This window comes from Herbaspirillum sp. SJZ107, assembly GCF_006715485.1.
GTDB lineage: Bacteria > Pseudomonadota > Gammaproteobacteria > Burkholderiales > Burkholderiaceae_D > Telluria.
Genome location: NZ_VFNH01000002.1, coordinates 1,743,243 through 1,769,128, shown reverse-complemented (window position 1 = coordinate 1,769,128; position 25,886 = coordinate 1,743,243). Strand labels below are relative to the sequence as shown.

Below are 25,886 nucleotides of genomic sequence, written 5' to 3'. Positions count from 1 at the left end.
GCCTCAGGCCTACTGCACATCCTGCACCACCGGCAAAATGAATTTCAGGCGCGTTCCCTGTCCTGGCCCGGCGCTATGGGCGGAGACCATGCCGCCATGCGCCACGCAGATGCCGCGCGCGATCGCCAGGCCGAGTCCCGCGCCGGAAGGCGCGCGCAGCGGATGCCCGGCCAGCTTGCGGAACGGCTCGAACATGGCCGGTAGTTCGCTCACCTCGACGCCGATGCCATCGTCACTCACCGATATCTCCAGGAACGCGCCGTCGATCCTGACCGCCAGCGCGACCTCGGCACCGTCGTTGGAAAATTCGCTGGCGTTGAGCAAGGCGTTCCCGAGGGCTTGCGCGAGCCGCTCGGGATCGCACCACAACGTCACGTCCAGCATGCTTTCTCCGACGCCGAGGTCGACGCGCAGCGTCTGGGCTCGCCCGTGCAGGACGCCTTCGGCAACGTCGCGCGCGAGCGCCATCACGTCGCGGAAACTGGCGGCGCGCATCGCCACGGGAATATCGCAAGCCTGCTCGATGCGCGAGGCGTCGAGCAAATCGTCGATGAAGCGTGCCAGCTGACGGGTCTGGCGCTCGATCACGCGCGCCATGCGCGCGATGCCCAGCTCGCCCGGCTGGCGCCGCAGGATCGCGGCCACCGCCATCACCGAGGCCAGCGGGTTGCGCAATTCATGGGCCAGCACGCGCAGGAAACCCTCACGGCTGTCACGGGCGCACTGGACCTCCTGGCCCAGGCGCCGGCGCTCGCTGATGTCCGTCAGCGAGCACAGCACGCCTACCGTGGCGCCTTCGTTGCCTCGAACCGGGCGCGCATGAACCACCAGGCAGCGCTTCTGGCCATCGCTCGACTCCGCCACCAGCTCGGTCGGGGGCGGTGCGAGGCCCGTGCGCGCGGCCAGCGCCGCGGGCGACGACGACTTTTCGAGCGGGCTGCCGTCCGGGCGATACAAGGCCGCGAAGCCGTCCCAGCAGCCGTCCCGGATGGGCAGCGGCGCCCTGCCCCACAGGCGCCGCGCGGAGCGGTTGCCATGCACGACGGCGCCGGCGGACGTGCAGCAATACGCCGGGCAGGCGATCTGGTCGATCACCTCGCCATACTTCTCCAGCCAGGCATCGCCGCGCGGGTCCATGACACGCCGCTGTTCAGGAATCCATGTCACGTTCACTCCAGAATTGTTCATCTCGGCCCATTATCAGTGCGGCACGGCCTGTCCGGCGTAGGACGCGCACCGGCCACTCTGTCGTCCGCACCGCCGCCTGCGCCCGCGACGTGGTACCGTGTACCGGCGACGGACCGCCGCCGCGGGAGGAATCACCATGCATATCCGTACACTTGTCGTAACGTCCGACGCCGGCGAGCGCGCACGCCTGACGCTCTTGTTCGAACCCATGGCCGGCGACCCGACTGGCGTTGCGTTACGCTTCGCGTCCACACTGGACGAAGCCAGGCGCACGCCGTCGGCGCTCGATCTGCTCTTGCTGGTACCGGCTGCGGCCGACGGCGCGCGCCACGCCACGCCGCCGGCCGAGGTAGCGGGCTTCGACCACGTGCCGGTCGTGATCGTCGGCGACGCCATCGGCATCGCCAGCGCGCGCGAGGCGCTCACCAGCGGCCTGGCAGACGACGTGATGCTGTCCACCGATTCGCGGCTCGACACGCTGGCCCGCTTCGCCGCTGTCATCGAACGCGTCCGTGCCCGCGCGCGCGACCGCAGCGGCGGCGACATCGTGCTGGCGGCGATGGCCGATGCCGTCATCACAACCGACGCCGCGGGCACGATCGGCTATTGCAACGATGCGGCCTGCCACCTGACCCTGCGTGGACGCAACGAGATGCTGGGCGCGCGCCTGGTCGACGTGATGACGCTGCACGACGCCGGGACGCTGGCGGCCGTCGAGCATCCGATCGCGCGCGTGCTGAGCGAGAAGCACGTCGCCAGGCTGCCGCCGGGCGTGGTGTTGGTGTGCGCGGACGGCAGCGAAATCATGATCGCCGACTCGACCTCGCCAATCGTTCGCCCCGACGGTAAGCTCGACGGTGCGGTCATGGTGTTCCATGACATTACCGCCGCGCACCAGCTCCAGTCCCAGGTCGATTACCTGGCCAGGCACGACTTCCTGACCGGATTGCCGAACCGTTTCGCCGCGCAGTTGCACCTGGCCGGGATCCTGCACCAGGCGACCATGCATGGCTGGAGCCTGGCCGTGATGTACCTGGATCTCGACAATTTCAAGTGGATCAACGATACCCTTGGCCATGCGGCTGGCGACCGGCTGCTGACATCGGTCGCGGCGCGCCTGCGCACATGCTGCCGCTCGATCGACATGGTCAGCCGCCAGGGCGGCGACGAATTCCTGGTCCTGATGGCGCCGGGGACGAATGCGGCCGAATCGGCCGGTGCCGCACAGCGCATCCTGGAAACCGTGGCGCGGCCGCACGTGATCGACGGCGAAACCATGCTGGTTGGCTGCAGCGTCGGTATCGCGCTGCATCCCGAGCATGGCCACGCCGCGGACACGCTGCTGCAGCATGCCGACACGGCGCTGCACGCGGCCAAGGCGGCGGGCCGCAATACTTACCGGATGTTCCAGGACCGGATGCTCGACAGCGTGAGCGAAAGGCGGGCACTGGAGAACGCACTCAGGCTGGCGCTCGATGCCGGCGGCCTGGAACTGTTCTACCAGCCCAAGGTATGCCTGGCCGACGGCGCGATCCGCGGATGCGAATCCCTGCTGCGCTGGCGGCATCCGGACTGGACACGCTTCTCGCCCGCCGACGTGGTACGGTGCGCCGAGCAATCCGGCCTGATCGTGGACCTGGGCCGCTGGGTGATGCGCGAAGCCATGCGCCAGGCGCGCGCCTGGCAGGACAGCGGCCTGGACACCGGGCCGATCGCCGTCAACGTCTCGGCGCTGGAGCTGCGCCAGACCGGCTTCATCGGGCATCTCGAGGACTGCCTGACGCAGTTCGGCATCCCGCCCGCGACCGTGCAGATCGAACTGACCGAGTCGACCCTGATGCGCGACGTCGCCAGCGCCGTCGACATCCTGCACCGGTTGCGAGAGATCGGCATGTCGCTTGCCATCGACGACTTCGGCACCGGCTACTCGAACCTGAGCTATCTCGCCGATATTCCGGTCGACCTGTTGAAAGTGGATCGCAGCTTCGTGCACGGCATCGCCACGGCAAGCCCGCGCCGCCAGGCGCTGTTGCGCGCGGTGCTGTCGATTGCCGGAAACCTCGGCTTGCCGACGATCGCCGAGGGGATCGAAACCACGGACGAAGCAAACTACCTGATGGACGCCGGCTGCCGGCTGGGCCAAGGCTTTCTCTACAGCCCTCCGGTCAGCGCCGCCGCGTTCGAACGCCTCATGCCGCACTAGGAGAACCCCATGGTCCCCAACGAATACCACATCCGGGCACTGCGCCTGCTGGCGGAAGACGCCCGGCTGACGAACCGGAGTACCGACCTGCTGGCGGGCCTGGTCCTGCTCAATCCCATCGCGCTGCGCGGCGAGCCGACCATGATGCCGACGTCCGAATTGATGGAGCTGCTCGGCATCGAACACGCCTCGACCGGCCGCAACGCGCCCGGCCCCGACGCGATGGCGGACGCACTCGACGACATGGTGCAGGCAAGCTGGCGCATGCCCTCGTGGCGCGGCTTCACGACCGGAACGTTCCTGGAGAACTACCAGGTATCGAACGAATCCGGCCTGCTGCATTTCCAGATCGACGACGGCTTCATCCATGCGCTCGCCAGGATAAGCCGCCACCTGGCGCGCAGCGCCGGTGCGGCCGGGGCGGAATGAGGGCGGCCATGTGCGAGGGCGATCGCGGGCAACCGCACCCGCGCTGGCGCCGGACGTGATATGTTACCGAGACTTCTACCAACTTTACAAATCACGTGCACATTCCGATCCAATCCAGACGAGTGTCGCGACCATGATCCGGATCCTCATCGCCGATAGCCATGCGCTGCTGCGAGAAGGGCTGCAACATATCCTGGGCGCGGTCCCGACCATCGCGGTGGCGGCAGAGGCGACCGACGGCTTCGAGGCGATCGCGCTGGCGCGTAACGGCGGTGTCGACGTGCTGGTGGTCGAGCTGTCACTACCTGGCCGCGGCGGTATCGAATTGATCCGCCATCTGAAGCACGAGGCACCCTCGATCCCGATCCTGGTGTTGACGCTATACGATGTCGGAACCCATGCCGCCGCGGCCTTCCGTGCGGGCGCCCGTGGTTTCCTCAACAAGTCGGCATCATCCGAGCAGTTGATCACAGCCATTCACTGCGTGGCCCTGGGCCGGCCATTCGTCGATCCGGCGGTGGCGGACGAATTGGTCATCGAATCGCAGTTCAGCGACGCGCCGCTGCCGTATGCCGCCCTGTCCGATCGTGAACGCGAGGTATTCGCTTGCTTGCTGGCCGGGAACAGCATCAAACAGATGGCGGCCAGGATGGATATTTCGGTCAAGACAGTAAGCACGTACAAGGCGAGACTGCTGGAGAAAATGGGCATGAGCACGGTATCCCAGCTGGTGCAGTATGGGATCGAGCATCACCTGCTGGACGCCTGACCGGGATACCCTGCCCGACAGCGCCGCTCAGCGGCCATGCGGCGCGAGCTGCGCAATGGCGTCGTTCAGGCATGCCAGCGAAAACGGTGTACCGAGGTGCCGCGCGAAACCGGCCGAACGCAAGGCCGCGAGCTCGCCGTCGCGCAACTGCCCTCCCATTGCGATGGCCGGCACCTGAGCATAACCCGGCTGCTGGCGCAACAGGCTCAATAATTCCAGGCCGCTCATGTCCGGCAAGATCACATCCGTCAACACCAGGTCGAACGGCGTCGCGGCTTCGCTGGCGACCTGCAGGGCCTCACTCGCGGTGCCCGCTCCGCTGACGACAGCCTGTTCGTGTGCCAGCAGATTCGACATGGATGTCAATGTGCGGCCGTCGCCCTGGATCAACAAGATACGCCTGCCCTGCAGCACGGAAGGCCGGTCCTGGCCGGCCGCGGGCGCCGGCGTGCCCGCCACCACGCGCGGCAGATAGACCCGAAAACGCGCCCCCGGCACGCCGTCGGCCGACTCGACCTCGAGCCAGCCGCCATGACCGGTCGCCAGCTCCTTCACCAGCGTCAGGCCGAGCACGGCGATGTCCGCGGCAGCGGTGTGCCGCAGCGCACCGCTCCTGGACGATTCGAACACGTCACGCAGACGGGCGGGCGCAAAGCCGATGCCCGAGTCCTGCACTTCCACGCAGACCAGCATGCCTTCGGTCGACAAGCGCAGCGCCACCGTGCTGCCAGGCACGGAGCGCGTGATCGCATTGCGCAACAGGTTCCAGGCCAGTTGCCGGATGCGAATGGCGTCGCCATGGATCAGGGCGTTGGCGGATAGCTCGGTTGTGATCGTGACCTCGTGCTGCGCCGCGCTCGGCCGCATGATGTCCACCGCTTGCTGCAGCGCATCGCGCATGTCGACGCTGCCGCGCTCGATGCTCAGCCTGCCCGTGCGCAGGCGTGTGAGGTCGGTCGCGTCATCGATCATGCGGACCTGGGTCTGGATCGCGTCCTTGATGGTCGCGGCTGCGCGCGCGAGGGTATCGGCGTCGCCCGTTCCGGACAGCTGTTGCAGGGTTTCGCTGGCCAGCTGGATCTGGTTCAGCGGCCCTTTCACCTCGTGGGACAGCACGAGCAGGAAATGATCGCGCGCACGCGCAGCATGTTCCGCGCGCGAGCGTTCGTGCTTTTCCCATTCCAGCTGGGCGGTCTGCTGCTCGAGCATGCGCTTGGAGCCGGTCAGGTCGCGCGCGATCTTGACGAAGCCGCGCACCCGGTCATCCTGCAAGAGCGTGGTGATGTCGCTGCAAAATACTTCGGCCCCGTCCTTGCGCAACAGCCAGCGCTCGCGCTCCACCCGTCCGTCGTCGAGCGCGCGCTGCAGCTCGGCCTCGGCCAGGCCTTGGCTGCGTTCCTCGGGCGGCAGCAGCGTATCAATGGACCGGCCCAGCATCTCGGACTCGGGGTAACCAAAGACGCGCTCGGCGCCGAAGTTCCAGCTGGTGACGATCCCCTGCTGGTCGAGAGTGGCGATCGCATAGTCCTGCGTGCTGGCGGCGATGAGGCGCATGCGCTGTTCGCTGGCCAGCAGTTGCTGCTCGGCCGCCTTGCGCTGGCTGATGTTCACGAAAGTCACGACCACGCCGTCGATCTTGTCCGCCGAAGTACGATACGGCAGCAAGCGCGCAAGATACCAGCCACCGTCGATGCTGCGCACTTCGCGTTCCGTCGACCGCAGGTGCTCGACCGCATCCTCGATATCGGCCAACAGGTCCGGATACGCCAGGCGGTGCGTGATGTCGGCCAGCGGGCGCCCGATATCGCTGCTGATCAGGTTGAACAGCTTGTCGGTCGGCTTGCTGTAGCGCTTGATGCGGAACTGGCGGTCGACGAAGATCGTCGAAATCTCGGTCGCAGCCAGGAAGTTCTGCAGGTCGTCGTTCGACTTCGTCGTCTCGTCGATCTTGCTCTTCAATTCGAGGTTCACTGTCAACAGCTCTTCGTTGACCGACTGCAGTTCTTCCTTGCTGGTCTCGAGTTCTTCCATTGCCGAACGCAATTCCTCGTTGACCGCCTGGAGTTCCTCGTTCGACGCCTTGAGGTCGCCCATGGTCGCCTCGTACTGGTCGATCAGGCCGCGCAGCTGCTCCTTCGTATTGCGTAACTCATCTTCCAGGTGGCGCGCGATCGAGAGTTCGGCGACATTCGCACGCGCCGTGAGCGCGTCGTCCTGGATTTCCCTTGCCTCGAACAGGAGCATGCTCATGCCGCTGCCGCCGTCCTGCCGCCGGTCCGGTCGCACCTTCAGATGCAGGCCGACCGTCTCGGTGTCGAGTCTCACGGGAATTTCACCGGCCTCGACGACCTGTCCGGTCTTGTTGGCCTGGAACAGCGCTGCACGCAGTTCGAGCTGCAGGTCGGGATGCACGAGATCCAGCACCTGCTGCGTCGGCTCGCCGGCCAGAGGCCGCATGAAACGGACGGCGGACCGGCTCGCGTACACGACGTCGTTGTGCTCGTCGACCATGATGCTGGGCGGCGCGATATCCTGGATGAGCTCCAGGTAGATCCGCTGGACGGGGCGCTCCTTGCGTTCGGCGACGGGCGCCGCCGCCGGCGCGGCCGCGACCGGAAAAATGGTGCCAGGTGTCGTCATTGGCGTGATGTACTTGTTGACGCGGCTCTTGACCGGCTGGTAGATGCGATTGCGCTTGTCGACCGCGGTGAACAGATGCGGGACCGAGTCGGCCGACTCGGCATTCCCGAGGAACAGGAAGCCATCCGGCTGCAGCGCATAATGCATCATCTCGAACACCTTGCGCTGGACATCGCGGTCAAGGTAGATCAGCAGGTTACGGCAGGTCAACAGGTGCACCCGCGAAAAGGGTGGGTCGCGCAGCACGTTGTGGATCGCGAACAGCACGGTATCCCGCAGTTCGCGTTTAATGCAGTAGTGCTCGCCACGCATTTCGAAATAGCGGCGCAGGCGGGCGGGCGGCAGGTCGGTGACAATCGACTTGGAATACATGCCTGCGCGCGCAACCGCGAGCGCGCGCGCATCGATGTCCGAAGCGAACACCTGCAGCGAACGCGCACCGCCGGCAGGCTGCAGCGCATTCTGGTCGGCCAGCAGCATCGCCACCGAATACGCCTCCTCGCCGGTCGCGCAACCGAGCGTCCAGCTGCGGATCTGCTCGTCGGCCGGCGTGGCCTGGAAAATCCGGGGAATGACATCGCGCTCGAGGGCCTCGAATGCCTCGCGGTCGCGGAAGAAATTCGTGACGCTGATGAGCAGGTCCTGCAGCAGCGCAAACACCTCGTTGGGATCGGTCTCGACCAGGTTACGGTAATGCCGTACGTCGGGCAGCATCGCGACCTGCAGGCGGCGCTCGATGCGGCGCAGGATCGTGGCGCGCTTGTACTGCCGGAAATCGTGCCCGGTACGCTGGAGAATGATGGTCAGGATATCGCGCAGTGCCTGCTCGTGCTCGTCGTCATCCACGCTCCTACCATGGCCGATGGCCAGGCTGAGTTCGCCCGCCTTGGGCAGCACGATCATGCGCGTGTTACGTGCGAGTTCGATGAGCTTCTGCGGCATCTCGACCACCGGCAGCACGAAGTCGACCGTTCCGGTCGCGATCGCGCTCTGCGGCATGCCCGCGTGTTCGGCGTCGTCCGGCGCCTGAGCCATGGTCACGCCACCCATCTCCTTGATGCGGGCGATGCCGACCGCGCCATCGGAACCAGCGCCCGACAGGATGACGCCGACAGCGCGCTCCCGGTGCACTTCTGCCAGGGCGCGGAAGAACTTGTCGATGGCGGTACGGACGCCCCTGGTGCGCGCCGCCGGGACGATATGCAGGGCGCTGTCGTTCATGACGAGGTCCTGCTTGGGCGGAATGACGTACACATGGTCGCGCTCGATGCCAACGGTGCCGGTCACCTGCATCACTGGCATCCTGGTGCGCAGTTGCAGGATCGCCGCCATGGCACTGTCCTGGTCCGGTGCCAGGTGCAGCACGATGACGAAGGCCATGCCCGTGCTGCTGGGCAGCTCCGTCAGGAAACGCTGCAACGCAACGATGCCGCCCGCTGAGGCGCCGATACCCACCACGGGAAAGTCAAGCGTGCTGGGCACAACCCCGGGATCGGATGGAAAATGGTCCAGCACATGCTGTTCGTTGTCGCTCATGAGTGTCAGGTCGTCTGTCTTGTGGCAGCCTGTTGCGCGGATTGCGCTTTCGAGGCAATTCGTTGACAGGATATATCGTTTTGCCGCTATCGAACAGGAAGGCCATGACGGTACCGGGGCTGGCCGCCTACGGTGGGCAGCCGTGACGCATCCAGATCGGCGGCATCCACCGGCCAGGCGCGCCACATGGCGTAAGAAAGCGGCGGCAAGACCGCGTGGCCTTGCCGCCGCACATGGCCTCGAGGGCCATGATAGGAAGGAAGATCAGCGTTGCTGGCCTGGGTTCCTGTCGGTGGGCTGCTGGGCTTGCGCGCCCTGCATGCTGCCCTTGCTAGCCCCGTCCCCCGCGCTTTGCAGGTTGCCGCGGGGCTGGCTGCCGGCCTTGGCGGCGCGCGCAGCGTCCTGCTGGAACGGATCGCGGAAATTCTTGATGGCGTCTTCTTGCTGGCGCATGCCCTTGTCGGTTTCTTCGGCAGCAACGCGTGTCACTTCGTCCGCCAGCGTGCGCGCAGTGCGGGACGTATCCTGCACATGTTGTTCGGTCACCCGGGTCAGGTCGACCTGGGTATCGGCGGCAAGCTGCGTCAGTTGCTGCTGGTAGGCGCGCAGTTTTGCGGTGGCCGGCTGCGCGCTCGATGCGGCCGCCGACATGGCCTCCGCCGGACGTTCCATGGTCAGCATGCGCTGGCCGACATGAGTGGCTTCCTCGAGCAGCGTCTGGCCCAGTTGCAGGTTGAGTTGGAAGACCTGCTGGACGGAACGCGCCATCGTCTGGGACAACTCGTTGAAGAACGCGGCTTGCGCATCGAGATGCGAGCGCACGGCCGGATTGACGGATTGCGGGTATGGATACATGAGGTACCTTTAAAAGGTGACAAGACTTTGAGCTGCGGACACGCCAGGCAAGTGCTACGTTGATATATGCCTGACGGTAATGGCAGAGCAGCAATTGCTGACTCTGAGCGGGACGATCACCGAAGATCGCTTATGACCGTCACACTATGCGCTCTTTTCCGAGTGTATGCGGCCGATTCGAAAAAGTATTTTCGTGGATTGGAAGCCAGCAATAATTTCAAAGGAAATTTATTTGAATGGCTGCGAGGTCTATCGGTAATCGAACACCTCAAGCACTTGCGGCAGGCCAGCGTCTAGAACGGTCAGAATGAAATAAGAACGCTCGAGGCAGGTACAAAAAGCTGACGCGCATCCGAACCAGAAAGGAATACCGTACTTGAACTCAAAAGCGAGTGCTGGAATGAAGATGGGATGGAGGCGAGGACGGGAGTCGAACCCGTCTAGACGGCTTTGCAGGCCGCTGCATAACCGCTTTGCTACCTCGCCCGAGGTGAACTGCCGACGATGCTGACATGGCGGGTTATCGAACCACATCAACACGAGAAGGGAAGCCTTCTCTGAAATCTGGAGCGGGAGAAGAGTCTCGAACTCTCGACCTCAACCTTGGCAAGGTTGCGCTCTACCAACTGAGCTACTCCCGCGTGGAGTTACTACCGATACGACCAGCTGCGAAGAACCATTTGGAGCGGGAGAAGAGTCTCGAACTCTCGACCTCAACCTTGGCAAGGTTGCGCTCTACCAACTGAGCTACTCCCGCTTAGGAGTCCAACACATTCGCTGCAAAACTTTGGAGCGGGAGAAGAGTCTCGAACTCTCGACCTCAACCTTGGCAAGGTTGCGCTCTACCAACTGAGCTACTCCCGCATGGAGTTTTACTGCCTTACTGCCACTACCGCTACGACGTGCTCCAGCTTGAACTGGAGCGGGAGAAGAGTCTCGAACTCTCGACCTCAACCTTGGCAAGGTTGCGCTCTACCAACTGAGCTACTCCCGCATCGTCTCGTTTACAACCGAGTTTGCAATTATCTCAGATATTTGACTAACTTCCAAGACAACGCGCTTCATACTGCTGTTACATCCGACCGGCAAACTCTGGAGCGGGAGAAGAGTCTCGAACTCTCGACCTCAACCTTGGCAAGGTTGCGCTCTACCAACTGAGCTACTCCCGCTTCGTTTCGTTTGCTGCGTCGATGTCGTCGCAACAGGCAGGCATTATAGAGATGCTGAGCTATGTGTCAAGGATGACTTGGTAGAAAGCTCATTTCACTTTCCTAGACGCCTGACTTTTCGCGGATCAGCGGCCAGGCACGGCGCAGGTAGTAGAACATCGACCACACCGTCAGCACGCCGGCAACCCACAGCAGGATCAGGCCCGCGATGTGCATGTCGATGCCGACCAGCTCGTCATGGAAGAGCAGCATCGGGATCGCGACCATCTGCGCCGCGGTCTTGATCTTGCCCAGCGAGCTGACCGCCACCGACTTGCGCGCACCGATCTCGGCCATCCACTCGCGCAGCGCCGAGATGGTGATCTCGCGGCCGATGATGACGAAGGCGATGATGGCGTCGACGCGGGCCAGCTGTACCAGCACCAGCAGCGCGCCGGTCACCATCAATTTATCCGCGACCGGATCCAGGAAGGCGCCGAAGGCCGAGGTCTGGTTCCAGCGCCGCGCCAGGTAGCCGTCGAACCAGTCGGTGATGGCGGCCACGATGAACACCAGGGTGGCGGCCAGGTTGCGGTCGGCGAGCGGCAGCCAGTGCTCGGGCAGGAAATAGACGCCGACGACCAGGGGAATGAGTGCAACGCGTAACCAGGTCAGGAGAATCGGGATGTTAAAAGGCATGTGAGAGTCGGGTCGTGTGCTGGAGCTGGTTGCGTCAATACGCGGGTGCTTTCCAATCTGCATTGGAAGGCGCCCGCTAGTCTACATGGCTCTTGCCTTTTAAACCAGTTGAGCTCAGTGCAGCTGGCGGTAGATCTCTTCCGCCAGCGTGCTCGAGATCCCTTCCACCGACATCAGGTCTTCGATACTGGCGTCGATCACGCCGCGCAGGCCGCCGAAGCGCGCCAGCAGCTTCTGGCGGCGCTTGGCGCCGATGCCCTCGATCTCTTCCAGGCGCGAGGCCTGGCGCGCCTTGGCGCGCTTGGCGCGCATGCCGGTGATGGCGAAGCGGTGCGCTTCGTCGCGGATCATCGCGACCAGCATCAGGGCGGCCGATTCCTTGCCCAGCTCCTGCGGGTCGCGGCCATCGGCGAAGATCAGGGTTTCCAGGCCGACGCGGCGGCCCTCGCCTTTGGCCACGCCGACGATGTTGCTGACGTCCAGCCCCAGTTCGGTGAAGACCTGGCGCGCCATCTCGACCTGGCCCTTGCCGCCGTCGATCAGCGCGATGTCCGGCATCACGCCCTCGCCGCCGGCCACCTTCTCGTAGCGCCGCATCAGCACCTGGCGCATCGCCGCGTAGTCGTCGCCCGGGGTGATGTCGTTGATGTTGTAGCGGCGGTATTCGCCGTTCTGCATCTGGTGGTGGTGGAACACCACGCACGAGGCCTGGGTCGCTTCGCCGGCGGTGTGGCTGATGTCGAAGCATTCGATGCGCAGGCTGTCCAGGTCCTCGCTGTCGAGGCCCAGCGCGTCGGCCAGCGCGCGCGTGCGCGCCTGCTGCGAGCCTTGCTCCGACAGCAGGCGCGCCAGCGAGATCTCGGCACCCTTGCAGGCCATCTCGAGCCACTGGCGGCGCTGGCCCTGCGGCTGGAACACCAGGCTGATGCGGTGGCCGCACTGCTCGGTCAGCGCGACGATCAGCTCCGGCATCTCGAAGTCGATATTCAGGATCAGGATGCCGGGAATGAACTTGTCGGCGTAGTGCTGGGCCAGGAAGGCGGCCAGCACCTCGACTTCGATCGAGGTGTCGCCGATGGCGTCGTCGACCTCGATCGAATCGCCGACGTGGGTCGGGAAGTAGGCGCGGTCGCCCAGGTGGCGGCCGCCGCGCACCATGGCCAGGTTGACGCAGGCGCGGCCGCCCTGCACCACCACGGCGATGATGTCGACGTCGGCGTCGCCCACCGTTTCCATGCTTTGCGCGTGCAGCACGCGCGACAGCGCCTGGATCTGGTTGCGCACGCTGGCGGCCTGCTCGAACTTCAGGTTCTCGGCATAGCCGATCATCTTGGCCTGCAGTTCGTCCAGCACCTCGGTCTGGCGTCCGCGCAGGAATTTCGCGGCGTTGTCGACGTCGCGCTTGTAGTCTTCCTGCGAGACCAGGTCGACGCACGGTCCGCTGCAGCGGCCGATCTGGTGCAGCAGGCAGGGACGCGTGCGGTTGCTGAAGACGCTGTCCTCGCAGGTGCGCAGCATGAACACCTTCTGCAGCAGCTGCATCGATTCCTTGACCGCCCAGGCGCTCGGGAAAGGCCCGAAGTACTGGTTCTTCTTGTCCAGCGCGCCGCGGTAATACGCCATGCGCGGATAGTCGCCGCCGGTCAGCTTCAGGTAGGGATAGCTCTTGTCGTCGCGGAACAGGATGTTGTAGCGCGGCTTGAGCGTCTTGATCAGGTTGTTTTCCAGGATCAGCGCTTCGGCTTCGCTGCTGGTGACCGTGGTCTCCAGGCGCGCGATCTGCGACACCATCATCGCGATGCGCGGGCTCGACAGGTTCTTCTGGAAATAGCTCGACACGCGGTTTTTCAGGTTGCGCGCCTTGCCGACGTACAGGACCTTGTCTTCGGCGTCGAAATAGCGGTACACGCCCGGCAGGCCGGGCAGCTTGGCGACGGTGGCCAGCACAAGGTCGCGTGCCTCCTCACTAGGTTTCACTAGTGAGGAGGCATCGCGGGTGATGGTCGCGTTCAGCTCTTCCTTCATCGCCTGCCAGGTGTCGGGGCGGGTGCGGCCGGGATTCGGCGCCGGCAATTCGCCCGGTTCCGGCTGGGCGGTTTTCGGCTGGCGTTTGGTGTGCTTGCGCTTGGAAGCCGCGGCCAGGGTCGCGACCTTGTCCTGCACGGCTTGCGCGTAGGCGTCGGCGGCGGATTGGGCAGCCGCAGCGCTGTCGCGCACCTCGGTCGTGGGCGCAGCCTCGGGCGGGGCGGCCGGCGTGGCCGCCGCTGGCATGTCGGGTTGCTGCGGGTCGGGCTGAACGGGAACTTGGTCGTCCTGGATCACTTGTGTTTCACTTGATAGGTTCGGGCGGCGCCTGCGTCACGATGACGAAGGCGACGCCGTAATCGGCTTCGTCGCTGATCGTCACCTGGGCCGTGAGCCGGTGGGTGCGCATGAATTCCTCGAGCGCGCCGCTGCAGACGATGACCGGCTTGCCGCTCGGGGCGTTGAGCATCTGGGCCGAGCGCCAGGTCATGGGCATGCGCATGCCCAGCCCGATCGCTTTCGAGAACGCTTCCTTGGCCGAAAAGCGGGTGGCCAGGAAGCGCAGCCCGCGTACCTCGTTCTTGGCGCGGCGGGCATGGTATTTGTCGAGTTCCTGGAGTCCGAGGATCTTTTCGGCGAAGCGCTGGCCGCTGCGCGCGAGTGCCGCCTCGACGCGCGAGATCTGGACGATGTCGGTACCGATGCCGTAGATCATCGCATCGTCCCCGCTCAGTTCTCTGGCTGGCGCTTGCCGATCGCCAGCCCCAGGCGCGCATCGACCATGATCGCCTTCATCTCGCGCACCGCATGCTCCCAGCCGGCGAACAGCGCATGGGCGACGATCGCGTGGCCGATGTTGAGCTCGTGGATTTCCGAAATCGCGGCGATCGGCTGCACGTTGGTGTAGTGCAGGCCGTGGCCGGCGTTCACGCGCAGGCCGTGCTTGACGCCGGCGCGCACGCCGCCCTTGATGCGCTCGAGTTCGAGCGCCAGCTCGTCCTGGTCCTCGGCTTCGGCATAGCGGCCGGTGTGCAGCTCGATCACCGGGGCCCCTACTGCAGCTGCAGCGGCGATCTGCTCGGCGTCGGCGTCGATGAACAGCGACACGCGGATGCCCTCGCCTTTCAGCTGGGCGATCGCGGATTCGATCTCCTTGTAGAAGCGGATCACGTCGAGGCCGCCTTCGGTGGTGACTTCCTCGCGCCGTTCCGGCACCAGGCACACATCCTGCGGACGCACGCGGCAGGCGAAGTCGATCATTTCCGGCGTCACCGCGGCTTCCAGGTTCATGCGCGTGGTCAGCTCGGGGCGGATCGCGATCACGTCGGCATCCTTGATGTGGCGGCGGTCTTCGCGCAGGTGCAGCGTGATCAGGTCGGCGCCGGCCTGCTCGGCCAGCAGCGCGGCGCGCAGCGGGTCCGGATACGGCGTGCCGCGCGCATTGCGCACGGTGGCGATGTGGTCGATGTTGACGCCCAGGTCGATGACCGAGCCGGTTGGGTGCAGGAAGCTCATGGTTGGTTTTCTTGTTTAAAGCTGCATTAGATCGATCAATATCTGGCGCGTATTCAGCGGCGCGCCCCCCAGGTGGTAGGCCAGCAGGAAGCGCATCAGCTGCTTGCTCTGCGCCTGCGTCTGCGGGTCCCCGTAATCTTCGCGCTCCATGTCGATCAGGGTCTTGCCGGACACCGCCGGCCAGGTGTCCGAGGCCAGCGCCGTGCGCGCGCCGCGCTCCGGATCGACCACATACTGGCCGTCCGCCTCCACCCGCGTGCGCGTGCTGGAGCAGCGCGTGAGGTCGGCAGCGACGCCAGTCTCCTTAAGTAAGGCCCGTTCGAATTTTCGCAAGGCGATTTGTGCCGGTTCGCCGTGCGCCAGCTCGTTGAGCGTGGCCACGTAATGGTCGAACAGCTTCGGATGCGGGTCGTCGCGCGCCAGCAATTTCACCAGCAATTCGTTCAGATAGAAGCCGCACAGCAGAGCGGTCTTTTCCAGCGGCAGCATGCCGCCGACCCATTCGGCGTCGATCAGCGTGCGCAGCTCGGACTTGCCGGAAAACGAAATGGAAAGCGGCTGGAAGGTCTGCAGCACCCCGCGCAGCTTGGACAGCGGCCGCTTGGCGCCCTTCGCCACCACGCCGATGCGCCCGAAGTCGCGCGTGAACATGTCGACGATCAGGCTGGTTTCTTTATAGGGATAGCTGTGCAGCACGAAACCGGGCTGGCCGAGCACCTTGCCGTCGCGGCCGGCCACGCGGCGCGCCGGCTTGGGGGCCGGAACCGGTTTCGGCATCGTTGGAGAGGCAGGCGCGAGCGCATCCGCCGGCAGGGGCGTCACCTCGTACGGGGTGCGCGTTTCCTGTACGCTGAGTGCGCTGCTGGGGAGATCATCGTCCTGGGCGGGCATGCGCGACAGGATACCCTTTATTCGTAGCCGTAGGCGCGCAGGCCGGCTTCGTTATCGGCCCAGCCGGATTTGACCTTGACCCAGATCTCGAGGTAGACCGGTCCGCCGAACAGCTTTTCCATGTCCAGGCGCGATTGCGTCGAAATCTCTTTCAGGCGCGCTCCCTTGTTACCGATGAGCATCGCCTTGTGGGTATCGCGCTCGACCAGGATGGCGGCGAACACGCGGCGCAGGTTGCCTTCCTGGATGAATTGCTCGATCAGCACGGTGCTGGTGTAAGGCAGCTCGTCGCCCACCAGGCGGAACACTTTTTCGCGCACGATCTCGGCCGCCAAAAATTTCTCGCTGCGGTCGGTGATGTCGTCCGGCCCGAAGATCGGCGGGTTTTCCGGCAGGTGGCGCTTGATCTCGCCTTCCAGCGCATCGACCTGGAAGCGCAGCTTGGCCGACACCGGCACGATGGCCGTGAAATCGCGCAGCGCCGCGACCTTTTGGGCGAATGGCATCAGCGCGGCCTTGTCCTTCATGCGGTCGGATTTGTTGATGACCAGGATCACCGGCACGTTCTTCGGCAGCAGGTCCAGCACCTGCTGGTCGGCCGGGCCGAAGGTGCCGGCTTCGACCAGGAACAGGATCGCGTCGCTGGCGGTCAGCGTGTTCGAGACGGTCTTGTTCAGCGTCTTGTTCAGCGCGTTGGCGTGGCGGGTCTGGAAGCCCGGGGTATCGACGTAGATGAACTGGGCGTCGTCCTTGGTCTGGATGCCGGTGATGCGGTGGCGCGTGGTTTGCGCCTTGCGCGAGGTGATCGATACCTTGGCACCGATCAGCACGTTCATCAGCGTCGACTTGCCGACGTTGGGGCGGCCGACGATGGCGATGTAGCCGCACTTGAAATGCTCGGGCACGGCTTGATCCGGGGCGTTGGTATCGACGGGGGTGGTATCCATATATAGTAGGCTTGCGTCCTGTTGCTGCGTTGTTCTTGCGATGCGCCCGGGTTCGGGCGGCCCGGTGCGCTTATTGGCGCGACTGGCTGTCGTCTGACTGCATCGACATCTCGGTCTGGTCGGCGCTTTGTTCGGTGCCGATCCCGGCCAGCTTCAGCTGCGCCGAGCGCTGGCGGGCCTTGCGCATGCCGCCTGGCCCTTTCTGCACGGCCTGCTCGGCCACTTCCAGCGCCAGCCGCGCCGCGGCCTGCTCGCCGGCGCGGCGGCTGCCGCCACGGCCGAACACCTGGATGCCGAGCTTGGGCACCAGGCACTCGATCTCGAATTCCTGGCTGTGGGCGGCGCCGTGGGTGGCCACCACGTTATACGTCGGCAGCGAAATCTTCTTGCTCTGCAAAAACTCCTGCAGCAGGGTCTTGGCATCCTTGCCCAGGGTGCGCGGGTCGACCGAGTCCAGCAGCGGAATATAAAAGGCGCGGATCACGTCGCGCGCGGCGTCGAAGCCGCTGTCGAGGAAGATCGCGCCCAGCAGCGCTTCCAGCGTATCGGCCAGGATCGAGGGGCGGCGGAACCCGCCGGACTTGAGTTCGCCCTCGCCGAGGCGCAGGAAATTCGAGAGTTCCAGCTTCTGGGCGATCTCGAACAGCGACTGCTGCTTGACCAGGTTGGCGCGCAGGCGCGACAGGTCGCCCTCGGGCAAGCCGTTGAAGCGCTCGTACAGGATCGAGGCGACCACGCAGTTGAGGACGGAGTCGCCGAGGAATTCGAGACGCTCGTTATGCAGAATGCTGTGGCTACGGTGGGTCAGCGCCTGCTGTAGCAGGCCCGGATCCCGGAACGTGTAGGCCAGGCGCGTTTGCAATAACTGAAGATTCATTGTCATATCGTTTTGGTTGGGCCGTACGGCGCCCATCCACCGCACCTGCCTGTGCCTATATTACTTGGCAGCCGTTGCCGTCTCGGCGACCACGCCGCTCGGGTCGGTCGTGCCGGAAAAATCGAACAGCAGGCTGACGTTGCCCGCCAGCGGTACCCGCTTTTCGTAGCGGAAGCTGACTTCCGGCGTCCCGCCCTCGCGGCTGATCACCAGGTCGCGGCCCTGGATGGCGTCGATGCTGTTGACGTCCGCATTCTTGTCGAACGCTTGCTGGATCTCGCGGTTGCTGCCGCCGCTGGCCTTGGCCCTGGCGACCGACTGCTTCACGGCGCGGTACTCGATCACGGCCGGCGCCGTCTTGATCGCCACCAGCGCCACGGCGCCGAGCACGACCAGGACGACGATCAGGCCGGACAGCGACACGCCGCGCTCGGCGTTGATCCGGTAATGTTTAGCTTGCCCACGCATCCGCGTTCCCCGAGGTTAGTGGATACCGCCGATGCGCTTCAGGTTACCGAAGTTCATCCAGATAAACACAGCCTTGCCGACGATATTCTTGTCGGGGACGAAGCCCCAGTAGCGGCTGTCCGAGCTGTTGTCGCGGTTATCGCCCATCATGAAATAATTGCCCTCAGGTACGATACAGGTAAATTTATCGTAGGTATAGGTGCAATTCTCGCGATGGGGGAACTCCTCCACGGCGCCGGCGTTGAACGTGCGCGCCGCTTCCGTGTTCAGGATGCGGTGCGTCGTGTTCGGCAGCTTTTCCCGGAACTGCTTCTGGTAGACCACGGTCTCGTCTTCGAGGTAGTCGTCCATCGGCTCGTACTGGACCGGCACGCCGTTGACGGTCAGGCGCTTGTTCTCGTAAGTGATTTTATCACCGGGCACGCCGATGACGCGCTTGATGTAATCCTGGCTCATGTCCTTCGGATACTTGAAGACCATGACGTCGCCGCGCTGCGGGTTGCCGACGTCGACGACCTTCTTGTTCAGCACCGGCAGCCGGATGCCGTAGTCGAACTTGTTCACCAGGATTAGGTCGCCGACCAGCAGGGTCGGCACCATCGACGACGACGGGATCTTGAACGGCTCGAACAGGAAAGAGCGCAGAAAGAACACCAAGGCGATCACGGGGAAGAAGCTGCCCGAGTACTCGACCCAGGTCGGCTGGCGCAGGATCGTGGCTTCCAGCGCCGCGCGGTTGCCGTTGTCGACCTTGATGCCGTCCGCGGTCAGCTTGGCATTGCGCGCATCGTATTCGGCCAGCGCAGCGTCGGCACGGGCCCGGCGCTGCTTCGACAGCACGAAAACGTCGAGGCACCAGATGACGCCCGTGACGACCATCAGGACGAACAGGATCAGCGCAAAATTCCCGAGAATCAATTGCATGTTCATGTGTATTATTTTTCTTCCACTTGGAGGATGGCCAGGAAGGCTTCTTGCGGGATCTCCACCGAGCCCACCTGCTTCATGCGTTTCTTACCGGCCTTCTGCTTTTCCAGCAGTTTCTTCTTGCGCGAGACGTCGCCGCCGTAGCACTTGGCCAGCACGTTCTTGCGCAGCGCCTTGACGTTTTCGCGCGAGATGATGGTGGCGCCGATTGCCGCCTGGATCGCCACGTCGAACATCTGGCGCGGGATCAGTTCGCGCATCTTGGCCGCCACCTGGCGTCCGCGGTAAGGCGCGTTGGCACGGTGCACGATGATCGCCAGCGCATCGACCTTCTCGCTGTTGATCAGCATGTCGACCTTCACCACGTCGGCGGCACGGTTTTCCTTGAACTCGTAGTCCATCGAGGCATAGCCGCGCGAGGTCGACTTCAGGCGGTCGAAGAAGTCGAGCACGATTTCCGCCATCGGGATCTCGTAGTGCAGCTTGACCTGGCGCCCGTGGTAGGCCATGTCCATCTGCACGCCGCGCTTGCCGTTACACAGCGTCATCACCGCGCCCACATATTCCTGCGGCATGTACAAATTGACGTCGACGATCGGCTCGCGCACTTCGTTGATCTTCGAGGGTTCCGGCATCTTCGACGGGTTGTCGACGCGCACGATGGAGCCGTCGCGCATCTCGACTTCGTAGACCACGGTCGGTGCCGTGGTGATCAGGTCCATGTCGAATTCGCGCTCGAGGCGTTCCTGCACGATTTCCATGTGCAGCAGGCCGAGGAAGCCGCAGCGGAAGCCGAAGCCCAGCGCCTGCGACACTTCCGGTTCGTACATCAGGGCAGCGTCGTTCAGCTTCAGCTTTTCGAGCGAGTCGCGCAGCGCGTCGTACTGGTTGGCTTCCACCGGGAACAGGCCGGCGAACACCTGCGGCTGGACTTCCTTGAAGCCCGGCAGCGGCGCCGGGGCCGGCTTGTTGGCCAGGGTGACGGTGTCGCCTACCTTGGCGGCCGTCAGTTCCTTGATGCCGGCAATGATGAACCCCACCTGCCCGGCCTTCAATTCCGGCAGCGAGACCGAACGCGGCGTGAAGACACCGATGTTTTCCACCAGGTTCACCGACTCGGTCGCCATCAGCAGGATCTTGTCCTTCGGACGCAGGGTGCCGTTGACCACGCGCACCAGCATCACGACGCCCACGTAGGGGTCGTACCAGGAGTCGACGATCAGCGCCTGCAGCGGCGCGTCCGGATCGCCTTCCGGCGGCGGCACTTTCGCGATCAGGGTTTCCAGCACGTCTTCGACGCCCAGGCCGGTCTTGGCCGAGCACACGGTGGCGTCGCTGGCGTCGATGCCGATGACGTCCTCGATTTCCTTCTTGGCATTGTCCGGGTCGGCGTGCGGCAGGTCGATCTTGTTCAGGATCGGCACCACTTCCACGCCCAGGTCGAGCGCGGTATAGCAATTGGCGACCGTCTGCGCCTCCACGCCCTGCGACGCGTCGACCACCAGCAGCGCGCCTTCGCAGGCGGACAGCGAGCGCGACACTTCATACGAGAAGTCGACGTGGCCCGGGGTGTCGATCAGGTTCAGGTTGTAGACCTGGCCGTCGCGCGCCTTGTATTGCAGCGCCGCGGTCTGGGCCTTGATGGTGATGCCGCGCTCGCGCTCCAGGTCCATCGAGTCGAGCACCTGCGCGTCCATCTCACGTTCCGACAGGCCGCCGCAGAGCTGGATGATGCGGTCCGCCAGGGTCGATTTACCGTGGTCGATGTGGGCGATGATGGAAAAATTACGTATGTTTTTCATTAACAGAACTCAAAACCAATAAGAGCGGCAAACTGCCGGCGTCCCCGGCGCGCGTGCGGAAAAAGCGAAAAAAGCGCCGCACCGGAGGCCTTGCGGCCATCCCGGACGAGCGCTTTAGCGTGGCGCTTGATCCCGAATATCTGCGAACGGCACTGCAGATACCACACTGACATCACGGGGACATATTACGAAGCTGCCCATTTTACCGGATTTCGGGTCAGAAAGCCCGGTTTCCCGGCGGATGATCTTTGGCGGCATGCGTGCGTGCGCCGTCGACGTTCATGAAATTACTTGCCAGCCGTCAAGTATTTATCGGTCGCGTCGTTAAAGGAGCATCGCCACCCCTCCCGTACGCACCATGATCTTCACCGCCCAACCGCAGCAATGGACCGCTCGCCAGGCCCAGCCCTTCCACGAGCGCATCCTGCCGTTGCCGGCCGAGGTGCGCGACTTCGTGCACCAGGTGAACCTTGCCACCGGCGTGGCAGCCGTGCCGGCGGCGGTGCTGCCTGACGAGCGCATGCGCGCCGACCTGCGCGAGGCGCTGCTGGGCATGCCCGACGCGGTGCGCGCGCTGGTCGACCCGCTGCTTCTCGGCGTCTGCCTGGGCCGTGGGCTGGGCTCGTCCGGCATCACCGACGTCGTCGCCGATGCCAAGGGCCGCCCCCTCGGCTGCGTGGTGCTGCTCGACCTCGACCTGCTGGAAGCGCACAGCGCCAATAGCTGGGCGACGTGGAAGGAAAACCTGCCCTTCGCGACCGGCGCCGGCTATTCGCTGGCCGCGACCATTGCCGCGCCCGGCCAGGATACGCGCGCGAACGCGCTGCAGTTCCTGCTGCTGCACGAATTCGGCCACGTCTTGAGCGCAGAAGGCGATTTCCTGCCGCGCTGGTGGGAGCCGGTGCCTGCAGACAGGCGCTATGCTTACCTGGACCTGAGCTGGGTCATCTCGCCGTCCGGCCGCTTCGTGCCGCGCGCCGACTTCGAATTGCGTGGCGTGGTCGATTTTTATGGCAACAATCAATTGTTTGCCGACGCCATCGTCACCGCCTACAGCGGCCTGGAGTGCAGCGATTTCCCCAGCCTGTACGGCGCGACCAATCCCTACGATGATTTTGCGGAATGTTTCGCCAGCTATGTGCACAGCGAGATGCTGGGGCGGCCCTACGTGCTGCGGGTGGATCTGGATGGCACGCCGCAGGCCTGGCTGGACAGTTTCTGGGCAAGCGGACGCAGTGCCGGGAAGCGGGCATTCATGGAAGCCATGCTGCGTGACGCCGGCAGCGGGTACAGGCTGGCGGCGTAAGCCGGTCGTGGCTCGGCGTCAGCCGTGATGCTGCGCCAGGTAGCGCTGCAGCGCGGCTTCATCGAGGAAGTAATGGCAGATTTCCTGCCCGGCTGGTCCTACCTCCGCCGCCTCCCCTGCCGCACCCGCCGACTGTTCTGCGCCGTCGAGCCTGGCAACGCCCGCATACAGCACCGGCACGAGTTCGTCGAATATGTCGGTTAGTTGCGGATCAGTGTCAACATCGACCACGTCGACGTGCAACGGCAGGCCGCTGCGCGCCATGAAGGCGCGCAGGGCCGCAAGCATGTCCTCGCACAGGTGGCAATAACTGCGCGAGTACAAGGTGAAATGCGAGCTGGGATGCGGCCCCTGTTGCGTCACCGTGGATCGATCCTCTGTTACTGCGCGCGCGGCTTGATCACCAGGTACTGCGAGGCATTGTCGCGCCGCACCAGGATCGCCACCGGCTTCTTCGGATCGAGCTTGCCGACCAGGCCGTTGAACTGGGCGGCGCTGGTGACTTCGGCGTTATTGATCTGCAGGATCAGGTCGCCCTGCTGGATCCCGGCCGAGGCCGCGCGTCCTTCGGCAGACTCGACCAGCACGCCGGCGTCGATCTTGAGCTCGCGCTTTTGCGCAGCCGACAGGTCGGACACGTGCAGGCCGAGCGCGTTCGGTGCTTGCTCCGGCGTCGGCTTCTTCGGCGTCGAGCGTGCACCTGGGGCCTTTTCTTCCTGCAGTTCGACGATGCTCACCGGCAGCTCGAGCTGGCTGCCGCGGCGCCACACGGTGACGGTGGCACGGCTGCCGACGGCGGTGCCGCCGACCTGGCGCGGCAGATCGGAACTCTTCTCGATATCCTTGCCATTGAATTTCAGGATGATGTCGCCGACCTTCACGCCGGCCTTTTCTGCCGGGCCGCCCGGCTCGACCATCGCCACCTCGGCGCCGCGCGCGCGGCCCAGGCCCAGCGATTCGGCGACGTCGCGCGTGACTTCGCTGATCTGCACGCCCAGGCGCCCGCGCGTGACCTTGCCGCTCTTCTTGATCTGGTCGGTGACACGCAGCACTTCGTCGATCGGCACCGCGAACGAGATGCCGTTGTAGGCGCCGGACAGGGTCGCGATCTGCGAATTGATGCCGATCACTTCGCCACGCATGTTGATCAGCGGGCCGCCCGAGTTGCCCGGATTGACTGCCACGTCGCTCTGGATCAACGGCAGGTACTCGCCGGTATCGCGCTGCTTGGCCGAGATGATGCCGGCCGTGACCGTGTTTTCCAGGTTGAACGGCGAGCCGATGGCGATCACCCATTCGCCGACGCGGATCTTGTTGGAATCGCCCATGCGCAGGCTCGGCAGGTTGCGCGCGTCGACCTTCAGCACGGCGACGTCGCTGCGGCGGTCGGCGCCCAGCACCTTGGCCTTGAATTCGCGGCGGTCGGTCAGCGTGACCGTGACTTCGTCGGCGCCTTCGACCACGTGGGCATTGGTCAGCACATAGCCGTCGTCGGAGATGATGAAGCCTGAGCCGACGCCACGCTGCACCTGCTCTTCTTCCTGCTGCGGCATGCCGCGCCGGTTATTGCCACCGCCACGCGGCACCATCTGGCCGCCGAAGAAGCGGCGCAGGAATTCCTGCATTTCCTCGTCGCCGCCGGCGCCCTGGCCCTGGCGCACGCGTTCGGTGGTGCGGATGTTGACCACGGCCGGACCGACCTTGTCGACCAGGTCGGCGAAATCGGGCAGGCCGGTGACGGCGGCAGTGACGGGCGCGGCGGCCAGGGCCGGGTGCGACGTGAATCCCGCGCCCGCGATCAGGAGGGCCGACAGGAGCGTGCTGGCAGTTTTGCTTGTCATATTGTCATTCGACGTGGGTAGATGGGAATGATCGTAATGGTATGACAAAAAGGCACAGTTGTCGCGCAGGCACGAACCGGGGCGGCCCGGGCCTTGTGGGCACGCCGCCCCCTGCTTGCGTGTGCGTCAGCCGCGCCGCCGCGTATCGCCGCGTGGGCAGCGCAAGCCCGGGAGGTGATTCAGATGCTGGCGGTCGAGCCGTCCACCCTGCCGGTCATGGCATCGGCCGGCTCGGGAGGGGTGGCTGGGCGCTTGCCCGGTGCGGGCTCGGCGGCCAGGCGTGCCGCCAGGCGCTCGCTGAAGCCGGGCGACAGGTCGGCGGTGGCCTCGGCGCGCAGGATGTCGCCGATGCGGTGGTAGAGGTCCCAGGCCTGGCGACCGTCGGGCGTGTCCAGGGCGACCAGCGCCAGTTCCTGGTCGGCATCGCGGATCTCGCCGTCGCTCAGGGCTGAGATATGCTCGCGGTTTTTTTTGTTGGTGTCCATCGTGGTTCCATCAGGTCCGGGTCATCACTGTCGATCATCGCTACCGGGAACTTCCAAAAACCTGTTGCCTTCGCTGCCTGCCGTACCCCTCGAAGCCAGTGTACAGCTGCGCTCGCTAAATGTGTGATTTAACGGCGCTTGTCGGCGGGCATGTCGAGCAGAGGCCTCAACTTCTCGGCGATGACTTCGCGCGCACGGAAAATCCGGCTGCGCACCGTACCGATTGGACACGCCATCACTTCGGAGATTTCTTCGTAGCTCAAACCTTCGATTTCGCGAAGGACGATCGCAGTCCTCAATTCGAGCGGCAGCGCTTCCATCGCGGAGTTCACCGTGTACGCGATCTGCTTGCTTGCCAACACCGACTCCGGAGTGTTGATATCGCGCAAGCTGTCCGCGTCGTCAAATCCTTCGGCACGCTCGGCATCGGTCTCGGTCGAGGTCGGTGCCCGCCTGCCTTGCGTAACCAGAAAATTCTTTGCCGTATTGATGCCGATCCGGTACAACCATGTGTAAAAAGCGGAGTCGCCGCGGAAATGGCGCAGCGCGCGAAACGCCTTGATGAAGGTTTCCTGCACCACGTCTTCCGCCTCGGCCGGGTCGTGCACGAGGCGCGACACCAGCCGCATCAGGCGGCGCTGGTATTTCGACACGAGCAGGTCGAACGCACGGCGATCGCCAGCCTGGACGCGCTCAACCAGCAGTTGATCACACTCGCGTTCGGTCGTCACTGAGCAGGCCTCGTTTTGCATGCTTGGTTTGCCGCAGCGCCGCCCTCACCTCTTCTGAGTTGGCCCGCTGCAATAAGTTCATCGAATTTTGTCGAATCCTTCGCCACCGCAACGCCGCCCGATCACGGCGAGCGCCACTGCCAGGGTGCGCCATGCCGCCGGGTCGACGCTGTCGCGCCAGACCGGCAGCACGCCGGTCGCCGCGCCGGGCACGTCCGCAGCCCGGTAACGCAACAGCGCCAGCATCGGCCAGCGCACGGAGCCCGCTAGCAAAACCATCGGCACACTGGTCACAGGCCCGGTGACACCCACATCCTGTTGTACCGTCACGCGTAGTTCGCCGGTTCCAGAAATATCAATCCGGTGCGTCTTTGGACGGCGCGCCGCACCCAGCATCAGCGTGAGCGCGCTGCCTGCCAGCACGGCTGCCAGCCAGTACGCGCCGGGGAAACGTGCGGGCGTACCGATGCCGACGGCAAGCGCCGCCGCACACTGCGCCAGGCCGCACCCCAACGGCAACAGCCTGTGTACGCGCGACGGCCTGACGATGACGGAAAGCGCGATCGACATGGGTAGATGGAAAGGGTGGCCAAAAAAGACAAAC

Annotated in this window: 22 protein-coding genes and 6 tRNA genes; 4 read left to right on the top strand and 24 right to left on the bottom strand. The window is 64.6% G+C overall.

From position 1 onward, the window contains the following. Positions 1 to 9 precede the first annotated feature (9 nt). Positions 10 to 1,167 (bottom strand): sensor histidine kinase KdpD, encoded by a 1,158-nt coding sequence (locus FBX97_RS17725; protein WP_185748625.1) that lies wholly within the window; start codon positions 1,165 to 1,167, stop codon positions 10 to 12. Positions 1,168 to 1,324: 157 nt separating this feature from the next. On the opposite strand from FBX97_RS17725, the gene FBX97_RS17720 reads away from it, so the two are divergent. The 3 genes from FBX97_RS17720 (at position 1,325) to FBX97_RS17710 (ending at position 4,589) form a co-directional block, all read left to right on the top strand. Then, positions 1,325 to 3,391 (top strand): bifunctional diguanylate cyclase/phosphodiesterase, encoded by a 2,067-nt coding sequence (locus FBX97_RS17720; protein ID WP_141834018.1) that lies wholly within the window; start codon positions 1,325 to 1,327, stop codon positions 3,389 to 3,391. A gap of 9 nt (positions 3,392 to 3,400) precedes the next feature. Further along, on the top strand, positions 3,401 to 3,820 hold the full coding sequence (locus FBX97_RS17715; RefSeq protein ID WP_141834015.1) for a hypothetical protein: 420 nt from the start codon (positions 3,401 to 3,403) through the stop codon (positions 3,818 to 3,820). A gap of 133 nt (positions 3,821 to 3,953) precedes the next feature. Next, on the top strand, positions 3,954 to 4,589 hold the full coding sequence (locus FBX97_RS17710; protein WP_141834012.1) for a response regulator transcription factor: 636 nt from the start codon (positions 3,954 to 3,956) through the stop codon (positions 4,587 to 4,589). Positions 4,590 to 4,616: 27 nt separating this feature from the next. On the opposite strand, the gene FBX97_RS17705 is transcribed toward FBX97_RS17710, so the two are convergent. From FBX97_RS17705 to lepA, 18 genes are all read right to left on the bottom strand, one after another. Then, entirely contained in the window at positions 4,617 to 8,765 is a 4,149-nt protein-coding gene (locus tag FBX97_RS17705; protein WP_141834009.1) for a chemotaxis protein CheB, read from the bottom strand. 264 nt (positions 8,766 to 9,029) lie between these two features. Next, a complete protein-coding gene (gene phaP, locus FBX97_RS17700; RefSeq protein ID WP_141834006.1) occupies positions 9,030 to 9,620 on the bottom strand; it encodes a TIGR01841 family phasin in 591 nt (196 codons plus the stop codon). A gap of 412 nt (positions 9,621 to 10,032) precedes the next feature. Beyond that, positions 10,033 to 10,106 (bottom strand) — tRNA-Cys (locus FBX97_RS17695). A 79-nt stretch (positions 10,107 to 10,185) separates the two neighbouring features. Then, a tRNA-Gly gene (locus FBX97_RS17690) sits at positions 10,186 to 10,261 on the bottom strand. A gap of 40 nt (positions 10,262 to 10,301) precedes the next feature. Continuing rightward, positions 10,302 to 10,377: transfer RNA gene (locus FBX97_RS17685), tRNA-Gly, on the bottom strand. Positions 10,378 to 10,408: 31 nt separating this feature from the next. Further along, positions 10,409 to 10,484: transfer RNA gene (locus tag FBX97_RS17680), tRNA-Gly, on the bottom strand. A gap of 54 nt (positions 10,485 to 10,538) precedes the next feature. After that, positions 10,539 to 10,614 (bottom strand) — tRNA-Gly (locus FBX97_RS17675). 99 nt (positions 10,615 to 10,713) lie between these two features. Further along, positions 10,714 to 10,789 (bottom strand) — tRNA-Gly (locus FBX97_RS17670). Between the two features lie 102 nt (positions 10,790 to 10,891). After that, the gene (gene pgsA / locus FBX97_RS17665; protein WP_141834003.1) at positions 10,892 to 11,467 is read right to left on the bottom strand and encodes a CDP-diacylglycerol--glycerol-3-phosphate 3-phosphatidyltransferase; all 576 of its coding nucleotides are present in this window, start codon (positions 11,465 to 11,467) and stop codon (positions 10,892 to 10,894) included. 114 nt (positions 11,468 to 11,581) lie between these two features. After that, entirely contained in the window at positions 11,582 to 13,492 is a 1,911-nt protein-coding gene (gene uvrC, locus FBX97_RS17660; RefSeq protein ID WP_141834653.1) for an excinuclease ABC subunit UvrC, read from the bottom strand. Positions 13,493 to 13,796: 304 nt separating this feature from the next. After that, positions 13,797 to 14,207, bottom strand: a complete 411-nt coding sequence (gene acpS / locus FBX97_RS17655) for a holo-ACP synthase (RefSeq protein WP_141834000.1) — start codon at positions 14,205 to 14,207, stop codon at positions 13,797 to 13,799. 14 nt (positions 14,208 to 14,221) lie between these two features. After that, the gene (gene pdxJ, locus FBX97_RS17650; RefSeq protein ID WP_141833998.1) at positions 14,222 to 15,007 is read right to left on the bottom strand and encodes a pyridoxine 5'-phosphate synthase; all 786 of its coding nucleotides are present in this window, start codon (positions 15,005 to 15,007) and stop codon (positions 14,222 to 14,224) included. Positions 15,008 to 15,022: 15 nt separating this feature from the next. Next, positions 15,023 to 15,784, bottom strand: a complete 762-nt coding sequence (gene recO, locus FBX97_RS17645; protein WP_141834650.1) for a DNA repair protein RecO — start codon at positions 15,782 to 15,784, stop codon at positions 15,023 to 15,025. Between the two features lie 131 nt (positions 15,785 to 15,915). Further along, positions 15,916 to 16,845: a GTPase Era gene (gene era / locus FBX97_RS17640; protein WP_141833995.1), complete on the bottom strand. Its 930-nt coding sequence runs from the start codon at positions 16,843 to 16,845 to the stop codon at positions 15,916 to 15,918. Positions 16,846 to 16,915: 70 nt separating this feature from the next. Then, positions 16,916 to 17,722 (bottom strand): ribonuclease III, encoded by an 807-nt coding sequence (gene rnc, locus FBX97_RS17635; RefSeq protein WP_141833992.1) that lies wholly within the window; start codon positions 17,720 to 17,722, stop codon positions 16,916 to 16,918. Between the two features lie 60 nt (positions 17,723 to 17,782). Further along, positions 17,783 to 18,190 (bottom strand): DUF4845 domain-containing protein, encoded by a 408-nt coding sequence (locus FBX97_RS17630; protein WP_141833989.1) that lies wholly within the window; start codon positions 18,188 to 18,190, stop codon positions 17,783 to 17,785. Between the two features lie 15 nt (positions 18,191 to 18,205). After that, positions 18,206 to 19,120, bottom strand: a complete 915-nt coding sequence (gene lepB, locus FBX97_RS17625; RefSeq protein WP_141833985.1) for a signal peptidase I — start codon at positions 19,118 to 19,120, stop codon at positions 18,206 to 18,208. Between the two features lie 5 nt (positions 19,121 to 19,125). Then, positions 19,126 to 20,919 carry a translation elongation factor 4 gene (gene lepA / locus FBX97_RS17620; RefSeq protein ID WP_141833982.1) on the bottom strand — a complete coding sequence of 598 codons (1,794 nt, stop codon included), beginning with the start codon at positions 20,917 to 20,919 and terminating at the stop codon, positions 19,126 to 19,128. A 358-nt stretch (positions 20,920 to 21,277) separates the two neighbouring features. On the opposite strand from lepA, the gene FBX97_RS17615 reads away from it, so the two are divergent. Next, positions 21,278 to 22,225, top strand: a complete 948-nt coding sequence (locus tag FBX97_RS17615) for a hypothetical protein (RefSeq protein WP_141833979.1) — start codon at positions 21,278 to 21,280, stop codon at positions 22,223 to 22,225. An 18-nt stretch (positions 22,226 to 22,243) separates the two neighbouring features. Here the strand turns inward: FBX97_RS17615 and FBX97_RS17610 are convergent, their stop codons facing one another. From FBX97_RS17610 to FBX97_RS17590, 5 genes are all read right to left on the bottom strand, one after another. Next, positions 22,244 to 22,588 (bottom strand): glutaredoxin family protein, encoded by a 345-nt coding sequence (locus FBX97_RS17610; RefSeq protein ID WP_255517509.1) that lies wholly within the window; start codon positions 22,586 to 22,588, stop codon positions 22,244 to 22,246. Between the two features lie 17 nt (positions 22,589 to 22,605). Next, positions 22,606 to 24,066, bottom strand: a complete 1,461-nt coding sequence (locus FBX97_RS17605) for a DegQ family serine endoprotease (protein ID WP_141833976.1) — start codon at positions 24,064 to 24,066, stop codon at positions 22,606 to 22,608. A 179-nt stretch (positions 24,067 to 24,245) separates the two neighbouring features. Continuing rightward, complete coding sequence (locus FBX97_RS17600) at positions 24,246 to 24,551, bottom strand: sigma-E factor negative regulatory protein (RefSeq protein WP_141833973.1); 306 nt, start codon at positions 24,549 to 24,551, stop codon at positions 24,246 to 24,248. Positions 24,552 to 24,679: 128 nt separating this feature from the next. Further along, positions 24,680 to 25,282, bottom strand: a complete 603-nt coding sequence (gene rpoE, locus FBX97_RS17595) for an RNA polymerase sigma factor RpoE (RefSeq protein WP_141834643.1) — start codon at positions 25,280 to 25,282, stop codon at positions 24,680 to 24,682. Between the two features lie 78 nt (positions 25,283 to 25,360). Continuing rightward, positions 25,361 to 25,852 (bottom strand): hypothetical protein, encoded by a 492-nt coding sequence (locus FBX97_RS17590; RefSeq protein ID WP_141833971.1) that lies wholly within the window; start codon positions 25,850 to 25,852, stop codon positions 25,361 to 25,363. Positions 25,853 to 25,886 lie beyond the last annotated feature (34 nt).